Source organism: Bacillus sp. FSL L8-0528, from assembly GCF_038593085.1.
In the GTDB taxonomy this organism is placed as follows: domain Bacteria; phylum Bacillota; class Bacilli; order Bacillales; family Bacillaceae; genus Bacillus; species Bacillus paralicheniformis.
Genome location: NZ_CP151961.1, coordinates 494,820 through 516,469, shown reverse-complemented (window position 1 = coordinate 516,469; position 21,650 = coordinate 494,820). Strand labels below are relative to the sequence as shown.

Below are 21,650 nucleotides of genomic sequence, written 5' to 3'. Positions count from 1 at the left end.
ATACCTAAAAACTTTAGCTGAAAAACCTGATTTCACAAGGTTTTTCAGCTTGCTTCAGTCTATGAATATTTTTTATTTTGCACAAAAAAAAGAGCCGCAAATCGGCTCTTTTTTCGGCTAGGACAATACCCAATGCCTGATCGCCTTTGCGACTCCGTGTTCGATATTGGAATCTGTAATCCAGTCCGCGGTTTCTTTGACGATTTCCTGGGCGTTCCCCATGGCAACGCCTAAACCGGCTTCTTTGATCATGGCGATATCATTTAAACTGTCTCCGACCGCCATCACATGTTCCATCGTAAAGCCGAGGCGCTCGCACACTTTTGCCAAAGCGGCCGCTTTATTGATCCCGATGGCATTGACTTCAATATTGGTCGGGCTTGAATTGGTGACTTCCAATTCTTTGTTCTTTTTCAGCTCTTCCAGGACCCGGTTTCTGACGTCGTCATCCGGAATATCAAAGCCGAATTTCAGCCATTCATACGCTTGTATATCCTCAGGAAACTCGCCTCTCCACACTTTATCGACACTGGCGGCCCAGAAATCGGTGTTGTGCAGATTGCTCAAATCCCACATCATTTGGACATGATCGGGATGAAGCAGCTGGCGCTCGACCAGGTTGAAAGACGAATCCCAGATTTCACTGCCGTTTGCCGTGATCAAAAAAGAAGACAGTTCGAGCGACTCCGCCAACTCCCGGCACGTCATCAGCGTCCGCCCGGTGCTAAGCACGACATAAACCCCTTTTTCCTCAGCTTCTTTAATCGCTTTTCTGTTTTCATCAGAAATGGTTTGTTCGTCATTTAACAGTGTTCCATCCATATCCAGAGCTACTAGCTTCACATCGATTCGATTTCTTTGACTGACTGACACGATATTTAAGATACCTCCACTTTTTTTAGGCTTTTATCTATTCTAATATAAAAATCGGCCAGGACAAAGAAATCTTAAACGAGCTGTTCCGCCGCCAGTGCAATGTGTTCTGCGGTCAAACGGTAAGATTTTTTCAAATAATCGATTGTCCCGACCTGCCCGAAGGCTTCATGAACCCCGATTCTTTTAAGCGGCGCGGGATAATGTTCACTCAGCACTTCCGCAACTGCGCTTCCCAATCCGCCTATGACATTATGGTTTTCAGCCGTGACAATCGCATTCGTTTTTTGTGCATATCGAACCACCGTTTCTTGATCAATCGGCTTGATGCAATACATATCGATCACTGCTGCATCGATTCCTTTTTCTTTTAGCAGTTCAGCCGCCTGCAAAGCTTCGGCGACCATGATGCCGCTGGCAAACAGCGCCGCATCGCTGCCATCTTTGAGAACTTTTGCTTTTCCGTCTGCGAATGTTTCGTGTTCATCATAAAGCCTGACAGCCTTTTTTCTGATCGTCCTGATATAGTGAATGCCGTACTCTGCCGCAGCCTTTTTGATCAAAAATTTGAGCATTGCCGCATCGCTTGCTTCATAAACAAAGGCGTTTGGGATCAGCCGGGCGAGTCCCAAATCTTCAAAGGCCATATGGGTTCCGCCGTTATGTTCAGCCGTAATTCCCGAATCTGATCCGAGAATCTTAATGTTTGTTTTGGCATATGCACCTGAAACAAACAGCTGGTCAAAACAGCGTCTTGTCGCAAACTGAGCGAACGTGTGAACAAACGGGATTCTTCCGGTTAACGAAAGCCCGGCCGCAATCCCTATCATATTGGCTTCCATGACACCGCAATTGATCACTTGCTCGGGAATGCGCCGTTTGACTTTGTCCATGGAGATCGAGCTCATCAAATCCGCTTCCAAGGCCACGATGTCCGTGTTTTCTTGAGCCAGTTCATAAACGGCTGAGCTGTATGCCTGCCTCATTTCAACAGCGTCCAGCTCTACATTTGCCGCCTCATTCATGCCCTCACTTCCTTTTCTTCAAGCGTCAAAATGATCCTTTCGATCATGCGGTTTTGCTCTTCATTTGCTCTAATGTGGTGGCTGTTCTCCATTTTTTCAAAATAAGGGATGCCCTTTCCCTTCACCGTATCAAGGATGACGGCAACCGGCCTTTCCCGCTGGGCTTCGCCTCTTTTGACCGCACGATAAATCGCTTCCGGTTCGTGTCCGTTTACCCTTTCGGAATAAAACCCGAAGGCTCTAAATTTGCTGACAAAATCCAGCGGATCGATAATCTCTTTCGTCGGGCCGTCCAGCTGTTGTTTATTATCATCCACAAACACATAAAGATTGCGGAGCTTATGGTGCGCCGCAAATTGGATCGCTTCCCAGCATTGGCCTTCGTTCAGCTCCCCGTCGCCGACAATGACAAAGGTGCGGTTAGCGCGTCCTGAAAGCTTGTGCGACAGCGCGACTCCTGCTGCAGCCGAGATCCCCTGGCCCAGCGACCCGGTCGTCATATCGACTCCCGGTGTTAAATTTCGGTCAGGGTGCGACGGAAGAGCTGTGCCGTTTTGGTTTAGCGTATAGAGCACATCTTCTTCAAAATAGCCGGAAAGATGAAGCGCTGCATATAAGGCGGGGCCGCCGTGCCCTTTTGAAAGGATAAAGAAGTCCCGATCTTCCCACGACGGATTGGCAGGATCTATTTTCATCACCTTTCCATACAAAACGGCCAACACATCGGCGATTGACAAGCTGCCACCATAATGTCCAAAGCCGAGGTGATGAAGCTGTTTCAATGTCAGCAGCCTGATTTGATCACGAAAACGCTCCATATCGATTTCCCTTACTGACATCATTGCCCACTCCTTTATGCTTCGACTTTCTGATCTGGCTTTTCCGCCTTTCCGCGTTTAAAGCCGAACAAGACTGCGCCAACCACTACCGCTGCGATTCCAATTACAACGCCTCCAGATCCCAGCAGTTTCACCGCATGCCCAAGCACGATTCCTGTTGCGGCAAAATCGGTATCGGAAAATGTCGTATTGGCAAAGCCTAAATCACCCATGACCGGCAGCAGGAACACAGGGAAAAACGTGATAATCAGACCGTTGACAAAAGACCCCAAGACCGCTCCCCGTATCCCCCCTGCAGCGTTTCCGAAGACGCCGGCCGAAGCTCCTGTGAAAAAGTGGGGAACCACTCCGGGAAGAACGATGACGGCTCCGGCCGCTCCGAGAATCAGCATGCCGGTGATGCCGCCAATGAAGCTGCAAAAAAAGCCGATTAATACGGCGTTTGGCGCGTACGGAAAAATGATCGGACAATCCAGTGCCGGCTTGGAATCCGGTACGAGTTTGTCAGATATGCCTTTAAAAGCCGGAACGATCTCCGCGAGCACGAGTCTGACTCCCGAAAGAATAATAAACACCCCTGCCGCAAATGTGACCGCTTGAATAACGGAGAAGACAAGATAATGCGTACCGCCGCTCAACTCGCGCTCCACATAGCCCGCCCCTGCAAATAAGGCAATCAAAACGTACAAGATGGTCATAGTGAGCGCAATGCTGACAGAGCTGTCCCTTAAAAATCCGAGGCCGTTTGGAAACCGGATTTTTTCAGTTGAGCGCGAGCCCTTGCCTGCCGCTTTGCCGATTAACCCGGACACAGCGTAACCGATTGAAGAAAAATGGCCGAACGCGACCTTATCATTGCCGGTTATCTTTTTCATAAAAGGCTGAACCATCGCCGGAAACAAACTCATTGTCAAGCCGAGCGAAACAGCTCCGACGCCGATCAAAAACGGGCCCTTCAAACCCGCCACCGCCAGTATAACGGCGATTAAACATGCCATATACAATGTGTGATGCCCGGTCAAAAAAATGTATTTTAATCTGGTAAAACGGGCAATTAAGATGTTGGACAGCATCCCGAAAAACATGATCAGCGCTGTTGCCGTCCCGTATTCATTGAGCGCCATCGCGACAATCGCTTCATTGTTCGGAACGACGCCGTTCACATGAAAGGCTGCTTGAAACATCTTTCCGAACGGCTCAAGCGAGCCAACAAGGATGCCCGCCCCGGCTGAAATCACGATAAAGCCTAAAAACGATTTGGTCGTCCCTTTCACAATTTCATTGGCAGGCTTTTTTTGAAGCAGAAGACCGATAAGAGAAATGGCTGCAATTAATACAGCCGGCTGGCTTAACACATCCATCATCAGCTTTAGCGCTCTTTCACCCATTTGCAGTTCCTCCTTTTCTGTGATTAAAGCACTCCTTTTTCCTGCAATGTTTTAACCAGTTTTGTTTTCAGTTCATCCATGTCTATAATGCTTTCAAGCACGACGATATCGCGCAGGTGGGCCGCTCCTTCTGCGATATCTTTGGCAACGATAAACAAATCCGCTTGATCAGGAGACGCTGAACTCAAATCCGAATGATCCACCTCGATCTCCATTAACCCCATTTCCTGCAAAATATCCTTAATATTCATTTCCAGCATAAAACTGCTTCCGAGTCCTGATCCGCAAACTGCCAATATCTTCATATTATCCCTCCTGTTTTTAATTGGATGAATAGGCTTCGATTAAACGTTTGATATGCTCCAACGACTCGGTTTCCTTTAAGGAATCCTGATTTTCTTTATTGCTGAGAAGCCGGGTCAGTTGGGAAAGTGCTTTCAGATGTGTCGTATGGTCAACCGCCGCAATGCAAAACAAAAGCCTTACCGGATACTGCTCATCATCCAAAAAATAGACCGGCTCCTTCAGTTTCAGGAGACTCATTCCCACCTTTTGGACGCCCTTTTCAGGTCTTGCATGAGGGATGGCAATCTCGGGGCCGATAATCATATAAGGTCCCATCGTTTTGACATTGTCGATCATGGCATCCGTGTATTCCTTCAAGATCACCTCCTTATCAAGCAAAGGCTTTGCCGCTGTTTGAATCGCTTCTTCCCAGCCTTTGATTTGGTCGGCCATTTGAATGGTTTCATCTGTCAGCAGATCTTTCAGCACTGGTCGTTTCCCCCTTGTTTCCGTCACTTTTTGAACAAATGCAATATTTTTCAATGATTCTCTTAGTCCTTTTTCGTCTATGATACTGGCATGCTTCTTGAGGATGTGAAGAAATTCGTCTGTCAAAAGCTCCCTTTGCTTCACACCGAACATTTCCTGATACACTTCATTGACAAGCCTGCTTTTTTCAGCGGGCGTCATCAGCGGCCTGACCATGTAGTATCGCTTTTTGGTTTTCAGCTCAACGGTGGAAAACACGGCATCATAATGATCAAAGACGTCAGGTGTGAATTCCTGCAAAGACATCGCTTTCTCAACGACAATCTCTGAAAATAACGATTCAAGCTGGCGCCTGACCATTAAGGATGAGCTGACACCGCTCGGACAGACGACGACTGCCGTCTTTTTGGATGACCCGGACTGCACCGGCTGCTCAAGCAATGCACCAAAATGAATTGTGATAAAGCCGATTTCTTCCTCTGGAACCGGTTTGTTCAACAGCGCTTCAAGGTGCCGCATCAGCTTTTGAACGATGGTAAACAGTTCTTTATGCTCTTTCTTAATTTTGCTGAGCAAGGGATTGTGAATCGGAATCCGGTATTTCATTCTGAAATATGCCGGCTTCAAGTGCCGATAAAGAGATTCCGCCACCTCGCGTCTCCTCGGAAATGTGATGCATGCTCTTGATTCAAATTCAAGCACAAGCTTTTCACACAGCTGATAAAGCGGATCATGCGCCGGCTGTTGTCCAAATGAAAGCCCGAGCAGCTGGATCAAAATGTAGCAAAGTTCCGTTTCATGAACGGGAATCCGAAGCTCATTCACAAGCCTTACGGCTGCGTTTTTCAGCGGACTTTGCTTTAAAAGCTCACCCTCCTCCTGGTGAAAACGGACAATTTTTCCTTCGGCCACTCTGATCGAATACATCATCAGAAAGTAGATAAATTCATTAAGCCTTTCTTCGACGAGTTGAAGCCCGTATTCTTTTGAGACAAGTTCAACCGCTCTTTTAAATTCTTGTTGTTTGTGATCGCGCGAGCCGGAAATTTTTAAAATATAATGAAGGATTTCTTTGCCGTAAGGCTTTTGCAGGAAAGAAGAAAGGTGGTGCATGACGGGAACTCTTTTATCAAACTCGCTTCCTATTAAATGATAGCCGCGCTGTCTTGTATATTTGATCGCCACTAAAAACGGAGTCAGCGCCTCATTCGCTTTTTTCACATCATTCATGACCGTATTTTTGCTGACCTGCAATAGCTGTGTCAGATGAGCGGATGAAATCGGCTCCCTGCGGACAAACAGAAACATGTACAAGGCCTTGATCCGCTCTTCCTGCGTAAAAATAAACGAGCGGCCGATGTCTGAACAGGCTTCGGAGAACCGCAATTCAAGCAATGTTTCCGGAACGGCCAGCCTGTTCTTTCTTTTATATTCGATTTCAGGCAGCTGCTTGCCGGTCAGCCAATGATTGATTTTGTCCAGGTCATAGCAGATTTGCCGTTTCGATAATTGAAAATGATCAATCAGCTGATGCATTGTCGCCTCTCTGACACGCAGCAAATATTGGAGCAATTGAGCCGGACGTTTCTCGTTGATCATTTTTGCGACCCCCTTATTGACATCATATAATAAAGCGCTTTCATTTTGTTTGCCGATTGGGCACAATTCATGGGACTTCCGATCTTCAAGATTGGTCTGATATCCTTCTTTTTTATCGTATAAGCATGAAAAAACCTCTCAGAAGGTGTTGAGAGGTTTTTTCTATCAATCAGCTGCATGCCAATATACTTTCATCAAATCTTCCGACCATTTCGGCTGTATGATTTGTCCTTTCGGGAGAAACTCTTTCATCACCGGTTTGATATCGATTACAGGTGTTCCGTCAATCGCATCCAACCCTTTCACTACAAGCTTGCTCCCGGATTTTTCAAGGAGGGTGACAACGGTCGCGCCGAGCCTGTTCGGCCTGTTTTTTCCCCGTTGGGCGAAAATGCCTGTCTCAGGATAGTTTTTATTGTTTCTCGGGCGCCTCGCCTTATATTGAATGTGTTCCTCTTTTACTTGATGAAAGTAAAAGATAATGTCCAAATGGGAAAATTCTTCGATCCCTTTTAAAGCGTCCGGATGGATGCCTTCAGCCAACTTAATTTCAGAAATCACATCGCCCCAATGATCATCCTTCGGGAAAGTCCGCAAGTTTTCCACAAACGCGACAGGCTTTATTTCTATCAATCTTCTCCCCCGCTTTCACTTTGCTCCATAAAAATTCCGATCTCTGCTTTCACTGCAGGTTTTCCGTTTACTGAGGCGGTTCCTTTGCCGAATAAAAACCCCCGTTTATAGCGGGAAACTTCAAAGTATAGATCAAGTTTGTCTCCCACAACGGCCTTGCCGGTGCATTCGGCTTTTTTCACCGAAGACAGAAAGCCGATTTCAGCCGGTTCTTTCAACGCAGTAAATGCTGCGGTCTGAGCCAGCGCTTCTATTAAGATGAAAATGGCATTTCCTTTTGATTTTCGGTGATGAACCAGTCGTTTTCCGTTATGAATTTATAGCCTTTCACCCATTTTCCCGGCTCACTCTCTACAACACAATCTATGAATAGAAATGGATATCGATGCGGCAGTACAGGGTTGTTCATGCTGATCATCCTTTTTTCAGCAGTTTCTTTTTTTCTCTTTTTAAATGGCTGCTGAACGATCAATTGCAAGCTTCACCATGACCAAAAGCCGGGGCTTAAGCTCCGGCTTCGCTTCATCAATTCGATTTCAGATTGTCGGGGAAGACGGTCAGATCTACTCCCCATAAATGCGGAAGAATGTAGAACACAGCTCCGACGATTAAAATTAGCGTGAAAATATTAATGACAAAGCCGGTTCGAACCATTTCGCTGATCTTCAATTTGCCCGATGCGAAAATAATTGCATTCGGCGGCGTGCCGACCGGCAGCATGAAGGCGCAGTTTGCCGCCATTGCAGCAGGCACCATTAATGCGTACGGATGAACATTCAGCGCTAAAGCGAGCGAGGCCAGTACAGGCAGAATCATGGTCGCCGTAGCCGTATTCGACGTAATCTCCGTCAAAAACAGCACCAATGCCGTTGAGATGATGACAATAACCACAAAGTTAAATCCATCCAATACCGTCAGCCTTCCGCCGATCCACTCCGCCAGACCCGTTTCTTTAAAACCTGTTGCGAGCGCCAAGCCTCCTCCGAATAAAAGGAGAATCCCCCACGGCAAGTCCTTCGATACCGACCAGTCCAATACCCTGCCCCCTTTATTGAGCGAAGGGATCAAGAAGAGCAATGAAGCGGCGAATATCGCAATCATTGTATCGTCAATACCCGGTATTTTGTCATCCCATAAAAACGTTCTCGTCACCCACATAAACGCGGCAAACCCGAAGACGAGCAGAACCATTGTTTCTTCAAAACTCATCTTTCCAAGCTTTCTTTTTTCTTCGAGAATCAATTCTTTTCCGCCCGGAAGCTCCTTCATCTTGATCGGATGCGCCACTTTCGTCAAGTACAGCCATACCGCTACAAGCAAAATGACGACGACCGGAACGGCAAAAGCCATCCATCCGCCGAAAGACACTTCAACTCCGTACAGCTTCTTAATATTGGCCGCCAAAATAATGTTCGGCGGCGTGCCGATCAGCGTACCGAGTCCGCCGATTGTCCCCGCATACCCGATGCTGAAGATCAGCGCTTTTGAAAATTTCGCCTCTTCTGCGGCTAAATCTTTTCTTTCAGACTTTATGACAGCTGATACCTGATGAATGATAGCGGTTCCAATTGGAAGCATCATCATCACCGCGGCCGTATTTGAGACCCACATAGACAAAAATCCTGTGGCCGCCATAAAACCGAGGACGATCCTCGAGGTGCTCGTGCCCACTACAGAAATAATATTGAGCGCAATCCGTTTATGGAGATTCCAACGTTCCATCGCAAGTGCAATCAAGAAGCCCCCTAAGAATAAAAAGACGATCGGATCGCCGTAGCTCGACGTGACAGCTGCCCCTTCCAGCGCCCCCGTCAGCGGAAGCAGCACGATCGGCAGCAATGATGCAGCCGGAATCGGAACAGCCTCCGTAATCCACCAAACCGCAACCCACAAAGTAGTCGCCAATACCATTCTACCTTCATAGCTCAGACCCTCGGGAAAAAAGAACAAAAGGACAGCGAAAAACAATGCAGGACCAAGCAGCAGCCCGATTTTTTGAGGCGTTTTATAGCTCGGCGGCTTCTCTTCCTTCATGGTTTGTTCCGAATTTATCTTTAAACCGGCATCTTTTCCCGCCCTGACAGGCATGGCGAACAAAAGCAGCCTCTTTGCTTCCCGGTGTGATCTCCAAAGCATATCCCATGCTGACACAACGCTTGATTTCATAAAAAACTCCCCCTTCCCCTCTATCTATAAAGCGCTTACAATAATAATCAAAAAGTAATCTGCCGACTGTCGACAGTTATAACTTAATTATAACGGACAGCTAATGGCAGTCAACACTTTTTTGTCACAAAATACTCAATATTATGGTAATTTTAGATTGATGGTATTTCTCTCTTTTTGCTAGACTATTAGTGATTTCCGCAGTGAAAAATAAACGAGGTGAACAGCGTGAAGTTTTCGATCCAACGTGCAGTCTCTTATCATGATCAAGTCCATCATTATTTAAAAGATATGATTATTAAAGGAGGATATCAGCCCGGCGAACGGATCTATGAATCCAAAATCGCCAAGGAGCTGCAAGTGAGCCGCAGCCCCGTCAGAGAGGCGATTCGGACACTTGAACAAGAAGGCCTGTTATTGATAGATGATAAATCAAAAATTACAGTTTATGAACCGACAATCAAAGATCTTGAAGAAATATACCAATGCCGTCAGGCGCTCGAATCCCTGGCCGTTTCTTTGGCGACTCGCCTTGCCTCTAATGAAACACTGGAGCTCATTTCCGAAACGCTCTCTGAGGCGCATAAGCACCAGAAAAGCCAAGGTCCGGAGTCGGCTAATGCTCTGCTTCGCCTAAATACGCAATTTCATGATGCCATCATCGAAGCGAGCGAAAACGAACGCCTGCAAAAACAGCTGCTTGATTTACGGTCGCTGACCTTTTTCTACCGGAGCAAAAACCTTGAAAAACCGGAGCGCACTCTTGAAATCATCAATCAGCACGAGGAGATTCTGCGTCACATGCAGGACAGAAATGACGCAAAAGCAGCCGAATCAATGAGGAAGCATATAGAGGCAGACCTTTGCTACTTAAAAGAGGTGTTGTTCAGAAGCAGTGCCGCACGCTAAAAAAGCAGGGTTCCCCCTGCTTTTTTCAGCTCTGACAGACAAATTCGGCTGTTCGGTTGATCTCTTTGATGACATCCGGCAGGCGATCGCGATCATTCACTGCATGAACGCGCTGAAACCCTACGGCTGCAGCTCTCTCCCCCGCTTCTTCAGTGAGGCAGAACGCCTGAAGACGGGCAGCCGTTTTTTCCGGATGGAGGCCGACTGTCTCCGCCTCGTTTACGAACAGCTCGACGCATGTTCGATTTGAAAACAACACTATATCAATAGGAAACTCATCAATTTCCCGTTTGATGATCGAGGTAAAGCGGCTGTCGATCACCCTGTCATGTGTAATCAATACCTCGCACCCGGAGTGCGGGTAATTTTGCACGGCTTCCCGGCTGCCGATCAGCAAACAGCTGCCCGAGACCGGCATTTCCGTTTGCAGAAAGGCTTCAAATCCCCGTTCTTCAAGAGCTGCTTTTACATGCTGATCTGAAGCGTAAAGCCTTCCGCGCATTTCCCTGACATCGATCTTCAAAGCAGCAAGCCGGCTGAAAAATCTGCGCAGTGACGCACTTGAGGTGAACAGCAGGCTGTCAAAACAAGCGATTCGACCTAAAAGTGCATCGTCAGGCACCGTTTCGGCCGATTTCCATTTCGGCCATTCCACAACTTCAGCGCCTTGTTCACGAAGCGCCTCCACTGGAATTTGTTCTTCTTCACAGCTTTTGACTGCCATGATGTTCAGCCCGATCAAAGGCTTTTCTTCAAACCAGCTGTTCTGCCTGAATGATACGATGTCGCCGATGACGATAATCGCGGGATTTTTGATCTGATGCTCGGTTATTTTCTCCCTGATATTCTGCAATGTCCCTTTAACACTCCGCTGCCGGCCCCATGTGCCCCATTGGATGGCCATTGCGGGAACAAGGGGGGACTTGCCGTGTTTCATCAGCTGCTCGCATATATAACCAAGGTTTTTGATCCCCATGTAAAAGACGAGGGTTTGGACGCCCTTGGCCAGCCCTTCCCAATTCATCTCCGGTTTGCCCGATTTATCATGGGCGGTGACAACGGCAAAGGATGAAGCGAAATCGCGGTGGGTCACAGGCAGTCCGGCATAAAGAGGAGCGGCGATTCCCGATGTAATGCCTGGCACCATCTCGTACGGGATGCCGTGTTCGCTGACGGCAGCCGCTTCTTCCCCGACTCTGCCAAACACGCTCGGGTCTCCTCCTTTCAGCCGGACCACTTTGAGGCCTTTCAGCCCCTTTTCAATGAGCAGTGCATTGATTTCACTTTGCCTCATATAATGGCGGTCCGGGAGCTTGCCGCAGTAGACAAATTCGCATGATGCTTTTGCATGCTCAAGCAGCCGGGAATTGACGAGCCTGTCATACAATATGACATCCGCCGCCTCGATCAGCGTTCTTCCTTTTAATGTGATCAATCCTGAATCGCCCGGTCCGGCCCCGACAAAATAAACTTTCCCATTCCCCATCAACTGTCATCCTTCCATCTGCCGATTATGTGAACGCGTTTGTTTTTTTAATAAAGAGGGGTCACGTTCTGCGACCCTTAAGGCTTTTGAAATATTGCGTTTCGCTTGTTGCGCCGTTTAATAAACGATATACAAATCTTCGCCTTCAACGACCGTTTCGTATGTCTGCACACACCCCGTGTCAGGCTCTTGGACTTTGCCGTCTTCAAGGCTGATCTTCCAGTCGTGCATCGGACAGAAGACGAATTCGCCGCTTACCATTCCTTCGGCAAGCACGCCCCCTTTGTGGGGGCAGCGGTTTTCAATCGCGCGGACGCTGCCGTTTGAAAGCTTGAATACCGCGATTTCCTTGTCCTTGATGAGCACTGTCTTCCCAAGCTGATTCGGCAAATCCCCGACCTTCGAAACAAACACCTTTGTTAAGTTCTTGTTCACCATGTGAATTCCTCCTCAAGTTGGTTTTTCATTTTAGGAAGTGACAACATTTTCGAATAGCTGTCTTGTTGTCTTTCCGTCTTCCAAAAAGTCTTTCCACGGGTCTTTATGGACAGACAGCGCTTGATTGATGCGGTCATTCAGCTCTTTGCGTTTTTCTTTATCATTCAATACGGATTGGACGTGGGACAAGCCGACACGTTCGATCCATGCAGATGTCCGCTCTAAATAGTTGGCTGTTTCACGATAGTATTGGAGATATGCGCCTGTGATTTCGATGACTTCTTCAGCCGTTTTGACTTTCATTAACAGATCGCCTGCACGCAGATGTGTGCCTCCGTTTCCGCCGACGTAAATTTCCCAGCCGCCGTCGATGCCGACAACGCCGATATCTTTAATGCCGGATTCAGCACAGTTTCTCGGACAAGCGGAAACCGCCATTTTAATTTTGTGAGGCGTGTAGAGCCCTTCAAATTTTTTCTCAAGGTCAATTCCGAGAGCCATTGAATCTTGCGTTCCGAAGCGGCAGAACTGTTCGCCTACACACGTTTTTACGGTTCTGAGCGTTTTTCCGTAAGCAAATCCAGAAGGCATGTCAAGATCAGCCCATACTTTCGGAAGATCCTCTTTTTTGACGCCGATCAGATCGATCCGCTGGCCGCCGGTCATTTTCACTAGAGGAATTTCATATTTGTCGACGACATCGGCGATGCGCCGCAAATCATTCGAATTGGTGACCCCGCCGTACATCCGCGGTACGACTGAATATGTGCCGTCTTTTTGAATGTTGGCGTGCATCCGTTCATTGACGAAGCGGGATTCTCTTTCATCTTCATATTCCTTCGGATTGATCATGCCGAGGTAGTAGTTAAGCGCAGGGCGGCATTTGGAACAGCCTTCCGCCGTTTTCCAGCCGAGCACGTTCATGACTTCTTTTGTATGGGTCAGCCCTTTTTCTCTGATTTCGGCCACGAGTTCGTCTCTTGAAAGATCCGTACATCCGCAAATCGCTTCTTTTTGTGCTGAAGCATCAAATTCTGAGCCGAGCGTATGCTGGAGAATCTCTGCGACAAGCGGCTTACATCCTCCGCAAGAGCGCGATGCGCCTGTGCATGCTTTAATTTCATCCGTCGATGTGCATCCCTGCTCTTTGATCGCCTGAATGATCATTCCTTTCGAAACGCCGTTGCAGCCGCACACGATCTCATCGTCGCTCATCGCAGCGGTCAAGCTCATGCCTTCTTCCTGATTCAAAGGCTGCAAGATTGAAATTTTTGAAGTATCAGAAATATCCGCTCCTTTTTGAATCATGGAAAACAGCCTGTTTCCTTCGCTGCTGTCTCCGAACAGTACGGCGCCGATCACCTGATTGCCGCGCAGAACGATTTTTTTGTAGATTCCGTCCTGTTCGTCAAACACTTTGAGCGCTTTTTTGTCTTCTCCGTCATCCTCATTAAAGTCACCGGCAGAAAAGACCTCAACACCGGAAACCTTCAGCTGGGTAGATAAAACAGATCCTTCATACGGAGCCGTTTCAACGCCGCAGATTTTTTTGGCAAGCACTTTTGCCTGTTCATAAAGAGGCGCGACAAGTCCGTAGGCAATGCCCCTATGCTCCGCGCATTCTCCGACAGCGTAAATGTTGGGAACTTCGGTCTCCATGTAATCATTGACGACGATTCCTCTGTTTACCGGAAGGCCGCAGTCTTTGCCGAGCTGAACGTTCGGCTTGATTCCGACCGCCATGACGACCAAATCGGCCTCAAGCGTTGAGCCGTCTTTGAATTTTAAGCCTTCGACACGTGTTTCTCCGTAAATTTCTTCGGTCTGCTTTTCCAGTAAAAATTTCATGCCCTGCTTTTCCAGCTCTTTTTGCAAAAGCCGTCCTGCGGTTGCATCAAGCTGACGCTCCATCAAATATGGCGCGAGGTGGACAACGGTAACATCCATGCCAAGGTTGAGAAGTCCGCGCGCTGCTTCCAGTCCCAGCAGCCCGCCGCCGATAACTGCTGCTTTTTTGTACGTTTTGGAAGCTTCGAGCATGATATCCGTATCCTTGATATCACGGAAAGCTGTTACACCTTCTTTATCCGCTCCGGGCAATGGCAGAATAAAAGGGAGAGAACCTGTCGCCAAAATCAGTTCATCATACGGCTGGACTCTTCCCGTATCCGTGATGACGGTTTTGGACTCCGGATCAACTTTAACGACTTCTTCACCTGTATACAGCTGAATGCCGTTTTCTTCATACCAATCCCAATCATTCAGTGTAATGTCCTTAACATCCGTATCTCCTTGAAGCACTTTGGAAAGAAGAATCCGGTTATAGTTTGGGTGCGGTTCGCTGCCGAAAATCGTGATCTGAAACTCTTCGTTTGAAATTTTAAGAATTTCTTCAATGGCCCTGACCCCGGCCATACCGTTCCCTACAAGGACAAGCTGCTTTTTTTTCACTATGATCCTCCCCTTTTTCAAAACAATTCACTATACGCCCTAAACAAGTATTCTATTTACATCTTTAAAACTATCACAAATTATAGTTAATTTTGTAAACTTTTTATGACTTTTTATGACAATTTATTCACAAAATTGTCAACTGACGGACGAATTTTCACGGAGCAAACCTTAAATCCCGGCATGCTGCAGGACGGATCGAGCGTTTCCGCTATCAAATCGTTCACATTTTGCGAATCCGCCCAATGTATCGGTACAAAAACGGTATCCGGCCTGATGGCTTCCGACCATTTGCTCCTGACGATGATGCTGCCTCTTTTTGATTCCACCCTGACCAGCACCCGGTCGCCAATATTGTACTTTTCCGCCGTTTTCGGATGGATTTCCATAAATGATTCAAAGTGTCTCGCCTTGAGCGCGGCGCTCCTTCTCGTCTGTACCCCGGTTAAATAGTGAGACATCACCCTTCCGGTCGTCAGAATAAGGGGATACTCCTCAGTCGGTACATCTTTTTTGACCTTTGGTTCGTTCGGGACGACGCACATTCTTGCTTTTTTGTCCGGGTGGGAGAAGGATGATTCAAACAGGCGCTGTGTTCCAGGGTGCCCCTCTTCTGGACAGGGCCATAAAATGCCGCCTTCCTTTCTCAGACGTTCATAGGTGATGCCCGAATAGTCGGCAATTCCGCCGCGGCTCGCTTTTCTCAATTCATTAAAAACATCCTCTGCCGATCGATATGAAAAATAGCGGCCTTTTCCAAGCGCTTTAGCGATATCGCAAATAATTTGCCAGTCATGCCTCGCTTCACCGGGACACGGCTTTGAGGCTTCCCTTAATGTCACTCTGCCTTCCAGATTGGTCATCGTTCCTTCGTCCTCGAGATAGGATGATGCTGGGAGAACGACATCCGCGAGTATTGCCGTTTCAGAAAGAAACAAATCAACGGCGGCAAAAAACTTTAATTTACCCAAAGCGGATTTGACAAAGCCGGCGTTCGGGCTGGATACAACAGGGTTTGAACACATTAAAAACATTCCTGTAATTTCGCCTTCATGAACTTTCTTCATCATTTCATAAGCGGATACGCCTTTTCCCGGAAGATCTTCAGCTTTTATGCCCCAAACATCCGCAATATAGGCGCGGTCGGCTTCATTTTCAATCGAACGGTAACCTGGCAGCTGGTCTGCTTTCTGCCCGTGCTCCCGCGCCCCCTGCCCATTTCCTTGCCCGGTGACGGCGCCGTAGCCGCAAGCAAATTTGCCGATTTTCCCCGTTGATATTAGAATATTCAGTAAATTTCTTACAGCAGCCGTTCCGTCAGTCTGCTGTTCAACCCCTCTTGCCGTGAACAGCATTCCCGTCTCCTCGCGGGCGAATTTTACCGCGGCTTTTTTGATCTGCTCGATTTGTATCCCGGTTTTGGCCGAAATGTCTTCAAGCGATAAAGATGCTACATGGCGCTTGACCTCTTCAAACCCTTCAGCTCTATCTCTGATAAACGCTCCGTCTGTCAGCTGTTCTTCAATGATGATTTTCAGCATTCCGTTTGCGAGCGCGGCGTCTGTTCCCGGCTTGATTTTCAAATGCAGGTCGGCGATCTTGGCCGTTGCCGTTTCGCGGGGATCAATGACGATGATGTACGCCCCGTTTTGCTTCGCTTCTTCAAAATACGGCATGATCGTCGGCTGGCACTCGGCGATATTCGTACCTGCGAGGATGATGACCCTTGCATGGGGGATCTCGGAAAGGGCATTTGTCAGTCCCCGGTCCATTCCGAAGGTTTGATTTGCAGCTGTTGCGGCCGCCGACATGCAAAGCCTGCCGTTGTAGTCAATATGCTTCGTCTTCAAGGCGACGCGGGCGAACTTCCCGAGCAGGTACGCTTCCTCGTTTGTAATGGACGCGCTGCCGTATACACTCAAAGCATCGCGGCCGTCTTCATGCTGGATCGCTGTTACTTGTTCTTTGATGTACTGAAACGCTTCTTCCCATGACACACGGACGAATTCACTGTTTTTTTTGATCAGCGGATGGGTGATCCTCTCTGAATGAAACGCGTGCTGATGGGCGTTCATCCCCTTCATGCACAGCCGCCCCTTTGTCGTCGGATTGTCTTTTCCGACCGCCGTGTACTTTTTTCTTGTCACAATCGTCTGTTCAATGAGCTGCATTTTGCACTGCATGCTGCAAAATGGACATTGGGTGTCATACGTTTTTTCGGATTGCACTTCTTTTTGCTTTGTGCGAAAGTACTTTAGCAATCGTTCTGTCAATTCACATCAGCCCTTTTATCGTTTCTTGCTGAGCCAGCCGCTTTTCTTTTTCAAGCCGTTCGATCAGCTGGCCGCGAAGTCCGTTGTCAAATAAAACTTCCCGGATATGAATGATGCCGGCGCGTTCAATCCAATGCCCGATCTTCTCAAGATAGTTTGCTGTTTCGCGGTAATATTGAAGCAGGCCTTTCATGAGTTCACCCGCTTCCTCCGCCGAGTCGGCTACTGAAAGCAGCTCTCCCGGGGAAGCATGCTGTCCTCCTTGGCCGCCCGCATAAAACTCCCATCCTCCGTTTACTTTGAGAAGTCCGATGTCATGAACTGAAGCGTACACGCAATCGTCCAAACAGCCCGACACCCCAATGGAGACCTTGGCCGGAATGAGGAGGGATTCTGCTGCTTTTTCCAAGTCTGCTGCCAATGTTTGAATCTGCGGTGATCCGCATGGGCACGTTTTAACCGCGGCGATCCGCTGCTGTTGCGGCGGGCAATACGGCATGCCGAGTTCTTCTTTTACACGCTCTATAAGCTCCGGCTTAATGCCGGCAAGCTTTAATCTCTGATGGTGTGTCATGTACACCTCTTGAATTTGATATTTTTCAATCACTCCTGCAATGCGCTTCAGCTCTTCGGCATTCGTCCGGCCTCCGTACATTTGCGGGATGATGGCATCCGTCTCCTCTTCGTGCTCCTCATAGGCGATGTCCGGACGGATCATTTTTAAATAGTAGTGAAGCGCGGGCACGCAAATCCGGCATCCGCTGCTATTTTTCCAGCCGAGCGCCGAGATGACTTCGTGAACGGAAGAAAGATTTCTCATCTGTATTTCGTTCACGACTTCATCTTCCGTGAATGAAGTGCAGGCGCACATCGGTTGTTCCGCCGCAGATATGTGACCATCATGTTCGGCGGTATGGAGGAGCAGTTCCTCGACCAACGGCCTGCAGCCGCCACATGACCCGGAAGCTTTTGTACAGCGTTTGACCTCCTCGGCCGTCTTTAAACCGTGCGTCTGTATCGCTTCCATGATCATGCCTTTTGAAACCGCGTTGCATTGGCAGATCGTTTCACGAACCGCCATAGAAGCGACTGAACTGTCTTCCTCCGATTGAAACAGCTCTTTTTTGACAACGGTAATATCCCTTTGTTTGATGATGCTTTCCAACAGCCTTTGACTGCCGCTGGTGTCTCCGTATAAAATGACGCCGGCCATTTTATCCCCTTGAAAGACCGCTTTTTTATAGACTCCGGCCGCTTCGTCTAAAAGTTTAATAGCCGTCGTCGAGTCGTCCTCTGTGATTTTCCCTGCCGAAAAGACGTCGATTCCGGACATTTTTAAAGCCGCGGACTGAACGGAGCCCTGATAACCGGAACATTCGAGGCCGCAAATATGTTTGGCCAGCACTTTCCCCTGCTCATACAGTGGCATGACTAAGCCGTAGACCGTTCCGTTATGCTCCGCGCATTCACCGACGGCGTAGACATTTGGAACATTTGTCTCCATATAGTCGCTGACGATGATCGCCCTGTTGGTTGAAATACCGCTCGCCTTGGCCAGTTCGATATTCGGTCTGACACCGGCAGCCATGACGACGAGATCGGCGCTGATCTTCGTCCCGTCTTTAAACCGCACACCCTCGGCGCGCGATGTTCCTAAAATCGCCTCTGTATCTTTCTCCAAAAGAAAATGGATCCCTTGACGCTCCAGCTCTTTCTGGAGCATGGCAGAAGCCGGCGGATCAAGCTGAGTCTGCATGATTGAGGAAGAGTGGTGAACCACATCAACCTTCATCCCGAGGTTTGCCAATCCCCGCGCCGCCTCAAGGCCCAATATTCCCCCGCCGATGACGGCCGCTTTTTTAAATCGCTTTGATGCGTTTATGAATGCCCGGCAATCGTCTATTGTTCTAAAACCATATACCCCTTCTTTGTCTGCACCATGAACCGGGAGGATAAACGGGGAAGAGCCCGTCGCAATGATCAGTTTGTCATAAGCGATTTCGCGGTTTTGATCTGTCGCCACCGTTTGATTAACCGTATCGATTGCGACAGCCGTTTCCCCTGTATAAAGGGTAATCCCGTTTTCTTCATACCAGCTCCGGCTTTTTGTCATCACATCGTTCCAATCCGTTTCTCCCTGAAGGACAGAAGACAGCAGAATCCGGTTATAGCCCGGGTGTGGTTCGCTGCCGATGATGACGATCTCAAACCGGCTCCCGCCGTGTAGTGAAATCTCTTCGGCCGTGCGAACCCCTGCCATGCCGTTTCCTATTAAAACAAGCCTTTGTTTCCCCATTTTCTCCCCTCCCCTCTGCAGCTTTGCTCCGGATTATTATTTCACATTGCATCGCTAAAGCGTGCAAACCTGTTACATTTCCTGACAAAAAATTTTAGAAACAGGACGGTTTGACCAGTACCCATTGACGACGATTCAACGGCTTTGGCCGCGATGTTAAAGTTCAACATTTCATCACATTTTTTATCACGTTCCGCTTGTTTCTTTTCCTTCAATCTACTAGGCTTATAAGTACAGAACATAAAGAACGGGGGAGGAGAATGCTACCGATTAAAAGAAGGGAGCAGATTTTGGCTTGGATCAAAGAAGAAGAATCTCTGCGCATTTCGGAAATTTCGAAAAGGCTGAACGTCTCTGAAATGACCGTTTACCGCGACATTAAACCGCTCGTTGAAAACGGGCAGGTCATCAAGACCGCAGGCGGAATTACGCTAAACAAGCCGAAGCAGCAGCTTGGGCAGCTTTGCGTCGTTTGCGGAAAAGGGGCAGGTTCGAGGCTTGCCGTGCAAATTGTCAAAAACGACAGCCAAATTGAACAGTTTTGCTGCGCGCATTGCGCAATGCTCCGCTATGAGAAAGTGAAAGATGATGTATCACAGATTATCTGCAGGGATTTTTTGCTGGATACGACGATCAGCGCCAAAGCTGCCGTCTTTTTGCTGGATACAGATCTTCATTTGAACTGCTGCGAGCCGCATGCGCTCCCTTTCGCTTCTGAAGCAGAAGCGCGGAAATTCAAAAAAGGCTTTGGCGGACAGCTGTTATCGTTTGACGATGCCGCGCTTCTGGTCCAGAAAACGATGAAGAACAGCTGCTGCAGCCTGAAGACATGAAATTTTGTTAAGAGATTGGATGAATGTGATGAAAAGAGCAACACTCTGGGCAGTTCTGGCTGTTCTTTGTACCATTCTGCTGCCAAAAGCCGCTTTTGCTCACGCTTATATCGTACAATCAACTCCTGCTGAAAATCAGGAGCTGAAAAAAGCGCCTGAAGAAATTAAGATCGAATTCAATGAAGCGATTCAGAACGGGTTTCATTCGATAACGGTCAGAAATTCGTCGGGTGAACGGGTAGATTCCGGCAAAACGGAAATCGACCCCCAAAACGCAAAGATCATGACCGTCAAGCTGAAACCGAAGTTAAAGGATGATATCTACTCGGCCGAATGGAGAGCCGTATCCGCAGACGGTCATCCTGTATCAGGCACGATCCCTTTTAGTATCGGAAACATTCAAGGCGGGCTGCCGAAAGATCAGCAAAATCAAGCATCAGGCCTGCCGGCAGCCGATATCGTCATTGAACGCGTCCTTTTGTATACCGGTTTCTCCCTGTTCATGGGAGCCGCTCTTTTTCAGCTCGTCTGGCACCGACCTGAAAACGGCTGGCCGGGTGACAAAAAGCGCCGTCTGAAGCGGATCACGAATGTGGCGCTCTTATTGACAGGGGCTGCCATCATCATTCAGCTGCCACTGCAAACAAAAACAAACGCAGGCGTTTCCTGGATCGGGGCTTTTCAGCCTTCGCTTTTACAAGAAACGCTTTTGAATACGACGGGCGGAATGCTGTGGCTGATCAACATCGCCATCATCGCATTGCTTGTTTTCTCTTCGAATAGAAAAGGCCTGAAGAGCGCGATCTTGAGCCTGTTCCTTTTTGCCGGACTTTTGTTCGTCAAATCGCTCGACGGCCATGCCGCTTCGACGAGCGCAGGCTATATGACAATCGCGATGAACTTCATCCATCTGAATGCCGCTTCCATTTGGACTGGCGGACTCGCGATGTTTGTGCTGTTTTTCGGAAAAGACTGGCTGAAGCCTGACAAAAGTTTGATATGGGAAACCATTCGGCGCTTCTCGCCATGGGCGCTCGCTTCAGCAGGGCTACTCATATTCTCGGGCCTTTTCAACAGCTTTTTCATTGTTCATACACTGGATAACCTGTTCGGGACGGCTTACGGAAAAGCGCTCCTTGTGAAATCGGCGCTCGTCCTTCTCATGATCGGACTCGGAGCATTTCACTATTTTCGTTTTAGAAAAGCGCCGAAACAGCAGGGCGGCCGTTCGATGAAAGCTGAATGGGCGGTCGGGCTTCTCATTCTGCTGACCACGGCGGTTTTCACCAATATTCCAAGTCCGCCCGCGCCGCTGCCGCAGCCTTTCAGTGAGACGAAGCAGCTGACGGAAGGAAATACGCTGTCACTCCGAATCAGCCCAAACATGCCGGGCTCAAATACGTTTGAAGTCACCGTCAGAAACAGAAAAGGAGACGTCGTCAAAGATATCCAAAAAATTGAATTAACCGTTGAGAAAACCGGGCTTTTCGGGGATGACAAGGAAAGCACGTTCAGCCTCAGCAAAAATAAAGACGGTGTTTTCCAAACGAAAAATTTAAATTTAAGCGAAGACGGCATCTGGAAGATCCGCGTTCACGGATTAACGGCGTCATTTGAGGAAATCAGAACAGTTTTCAATGCAAAAATTAATAAAAAGGAGTTTTGAT

General features: G+C 48.2%; 16 protein-coding genes and 1 pseudogene. 3 read left to right on the top strand and 14 right to left on the bottom strand.

Annotated features, from left to right (window positions below):
- Positions 1-117: 117 nt before the first annotated feature.
- From MHI30_RS02545 to MHI30_RS02505, 9 genes and pseudogenes are all read right to left on the bottom strand, one after another.
- Entirely contained in the window at positions 118-873 is a 756-nt protein-coding gene (locus MHI30_RS02545; protein ID WP_009330163.1) for a Cof-type HAD-IIB family hydrolase, read from the bottom strand.
- Positions 874-947: 74 nt separating this feature from the next.
- Entirely contained in the window at positions 948-1,898 is a 951-nt protein-coding gene (locus tag MHI30_RS02540; RefSeq protein ID WP_003179009.1) for a transketolase C-terminal domain-containing protein, read from the bottom strand.
- The gene (locus MHI30_RS02535) at positions 1,895-2,737 is read right to left on the bottom strand and encodes a transketolase (protein ID WP_011197555.1); all 843 of its coding nucleotides are present in this window, start codon (positions 2,735-2,737) and stop codon (positions 1,895-1,897) included. The genes MHI30_RS02540 and MHI30_RS02535 overlap by 4 nt, the downstream gene beginning before the upstream one ends.
- Positions 2,738-2,751: 14 nt before the next feature.
- Entirely contained in the window at positions 2,752-4,125 is a 1,374-nt protein-coding gene (locus MHI30_RS02530) for a PTS ascorbate transporter subunit IIC (protein WP_003179004.1), read from the bottom strand.
- Positions 4,126-4,148: 23 nt separating this feature from the next.
- The gene (locus tag MHI30_RS02525) at positions 4,149-4,430 is read right to left on the bottom strand and encodes a PTS sugar transporter subunit IIB (RefSeq protein WP_011197554.1); all 282 of its coding nucleotides are present in this window, start codon (positions 4,428-4,430) and stop codon (positions 4,149-4,151) included.
- Between the two features lie 16 nt (positions 4,431-4,446).
- A complete protein-coding gene (locus MHI30_RS02520) occupies positions 4,447-6,498 on the bottom strand; it encodes a BglG family transcription antiterminator (RefSeq protein ID WP_016885146.1) in 2,052 nt (683 codons plus the stop codon).
- Positions 6,499-6,663: 165 nt separating this feature from the next.
- The gene (gene tsaA, locus MHI30_RS02515; RefSeq protein WP_003178998.1) at positions 6,664-7,131 is read right to left on the bottom strand and encodes a tRNA (N6-threonylcarbamoyladenosine(37)-N6)-methyltransferase TrmO; all 468 of its coding nucleotides are present in this window, start codon (positions 7,129-7,131) and stop codon (positions 6,664-6,666) included.
- Positions 7,128-7,540: pseudogene (locus tag MHI30_RS02510) on the bottom strand (3-hydroxyacyl-ACP dehydratase FabZ family protein). The gene tsaA and the pseudogene MHI30_RS02510 overlap by 4 nt, the downstream one beginning before the upstream one ends.
- A gap of 116 nt (positions 7,541-7,656) precedes the next feature.
- Complete coding sequence (locus MHI30_RS02505; RefSeq protein ID WP_009330168.1) at positions 7,657-9,297, bottom strand: DASS family sodium-coupled anion symporter; 1,641 nt, start codon at positions 9,295-9,297, stop codon at positions 7,657-7,659.
- Positions 9,298-9,525: 228 nt separating this feature from the next.
- Between MHI30_RS02505 and MHI30_RS02500 the strand changes: the two genes are divergently transcribed.
- Complete coding sequence (locus MHI30_RS02500; RefSeq protein ID WP_003178989.1) at positions 9,526-10,206, top strand: GntR family transcriptional regulator; 681 nt, start codon at positions 9,526-9,528, stop codon at positions 10,204-10,206.
- A 25-nt stretch (positions 10,207-10,231) separates the two neighbouring features.
- Here the strand turns inward: MHI30_RS02500 and cobA are convergent, their stop codons facing one another.
- From cobA to nirB (MHI30_RS02475), 5 genes are all read right to left on the bottom strand, one after another.
- Complete coding sequence (gene cobA / locus MHI30_RS02495; RefSeq protein ID WP_003178986.1) at positions 10,232-11,692, bottom strand: uroporphyrinogen-III C-methyltransferase; 1,461 nt, start codon at positions 11,690-11,692, stop codon at positions 10,232-10,234.
- Between the two features lie 117 nt (positions 11,693-11,809).
- Positions 11,810-12,130, bottom strand: coding sequence for a nitrite reductase small subunit NirD (nirD, locus tag MHI30_RS02490; RefSeq protein ID WP_061565960.1), 321 nt, complete (start codon positions 12,128-12,130; stop codon positions 11,810-11,812).
- Between the two features lie 30 nt (positions 12,131-12,160).
- A complete protein-coding gene (nirB, locus tag MHI30_RS02485; RefSeq protein ID WP_061876323.1) occupies positions 12,161-14,581 on the bottom strand; it encodes a nitrite reductase large subunit NirB in 2,421 nt (806 codons plus the stop codon).
- A gap of 113 nt (positions 14,582-14,694) precedes the next feature.
- Positions 14,695-16,854 carry a nitrate reductase gene (locus MHI30_RS02480; RefSeq protein ID WP_061876322.1) on the bottom strand — a complete coding sequence of 720 codons (2,160 nt, stop codon included), beginning with the start codon at positions 16,852-16,854 and terminating at the stop codon, positions 14,695-14,697.
- 1 nt (position 16,855) lies between these two features.
- A complete protein-coding gene (gene nirB, locus MHI30_RS02475) occupies positions 16,856-19,150 on the bottom strand; it encodes a nitrite reductase large subunit NirB (protein WP_061565961.1) in 2,295 nt (764 codons plus the stop codon).
- A gap of 260 nt (positions 19,151-19,410) precedes the next feature.
- Here nirB (MHI30_RS02475) and MHI30_RS02470 point away from each other — a divergent pair, with 260 nt between their 5' ends.
- Both MHI30_RS02470 and MHI30_RS02465 read left to right on the top strand, forming a co-directional pair.
- Positions 19,411-19,983, top strand: coding sequence for a DeoR family transcriptional regulator (locus MHI30_RS02470; protein WP_016886382.1), 573 nt, complete (start codon positions 19,411-19,413; stop codon positions 19,981-19,983).
- A 19-nt stretch (positions 19,984-20,002) separates the two neighbouring features.
- A complete protein-coding gene (locus MHI30_RS02465; RefSeq protein WP_075753896.1) occupies positions 20,003-21,649 on the top strand; it encodes a copper resistance protein CopC in 1,647 nt (548 codons plus the stop codon).
- The last annotated feature ends 1 nt before the right edge of the window (position 21,650 follow it).

Coding starts and splice junctions, on each gene's coding strand:
- nirB (WP_061565961.1), bottom strand. CDS start 19,150: ATGGGGAAACAAAGGCTTGTTTTAATAGGAAACGGCATGGCAGGGGTT.
- MHI30_RS02505 (WP_009330168.1), bottom strand. CDS start 9,297: ATGAAATCAAGCGTTGTGTCAGCATGGGATATGCTTTGGAGATCACAC.
- MHI30_RS02540 (WP_003179009.1), bottom strand. CDS start 1,898: ATGAATGAGGCGGCAAATGTAGAGCTGGACGCTGTTGAAATGAGGCAG.
- nirD (WP_061565960.1), bottom strand. CDS start 12,130: ATGGTGAACAAGAACTTAACAAAGGTGTTTGTTTCGAAGGTCGGGGAT.
- MHI30_RS02530 (WP_003179004.1), bottom strand. CDS start 4,125: ATGGGTGAAAGAGCGCTAAAGCTGATGATGGATGTGTTAAGCCAGCCG.
- MHI30_RS02525 (WP_011197554.1), bottom strand. CDS start 4,430: ATGAAGATATTGGCAGTTTGCGGATCAGGACTCGGAAGCAGTTTTATG.
- MHI30_RS02535 (WP_011197555.1), bottom strand. CDS start 2,737: ATGTCAGTAAGGGAAATCGATATGGAGCGTTTTCGTGATCAAATCAGG.
- cobA (WP_003178986.1), bottom strand. CDS start 11,692: ATGGGGAATGGGAAAGTTTATTTTGTCGGGGCCGGACCGGGCGATTCA.
- MHI30_RS02520 (WP_016885146.1), bottom strand. CDS start 6,498: ATGATCAACGAGAAACGTCCGGCTCAATTGCTCCAATATTTGCTGCGT.
- MHI30_RS02470 (WP_016886382.1), top strand. CDS start 19,411: ATGCTACCGATTAAAAGAAGGGAGCAGATTTTGGCTTGGATCAAAGAA.
- MHI30_RS02465 (WP_075753896.1), top strand. CDS start 20,003: ATGAATGTGATGAAAAGAGCAACACTCTGGGCAGTTCTGGCTGTTCTT.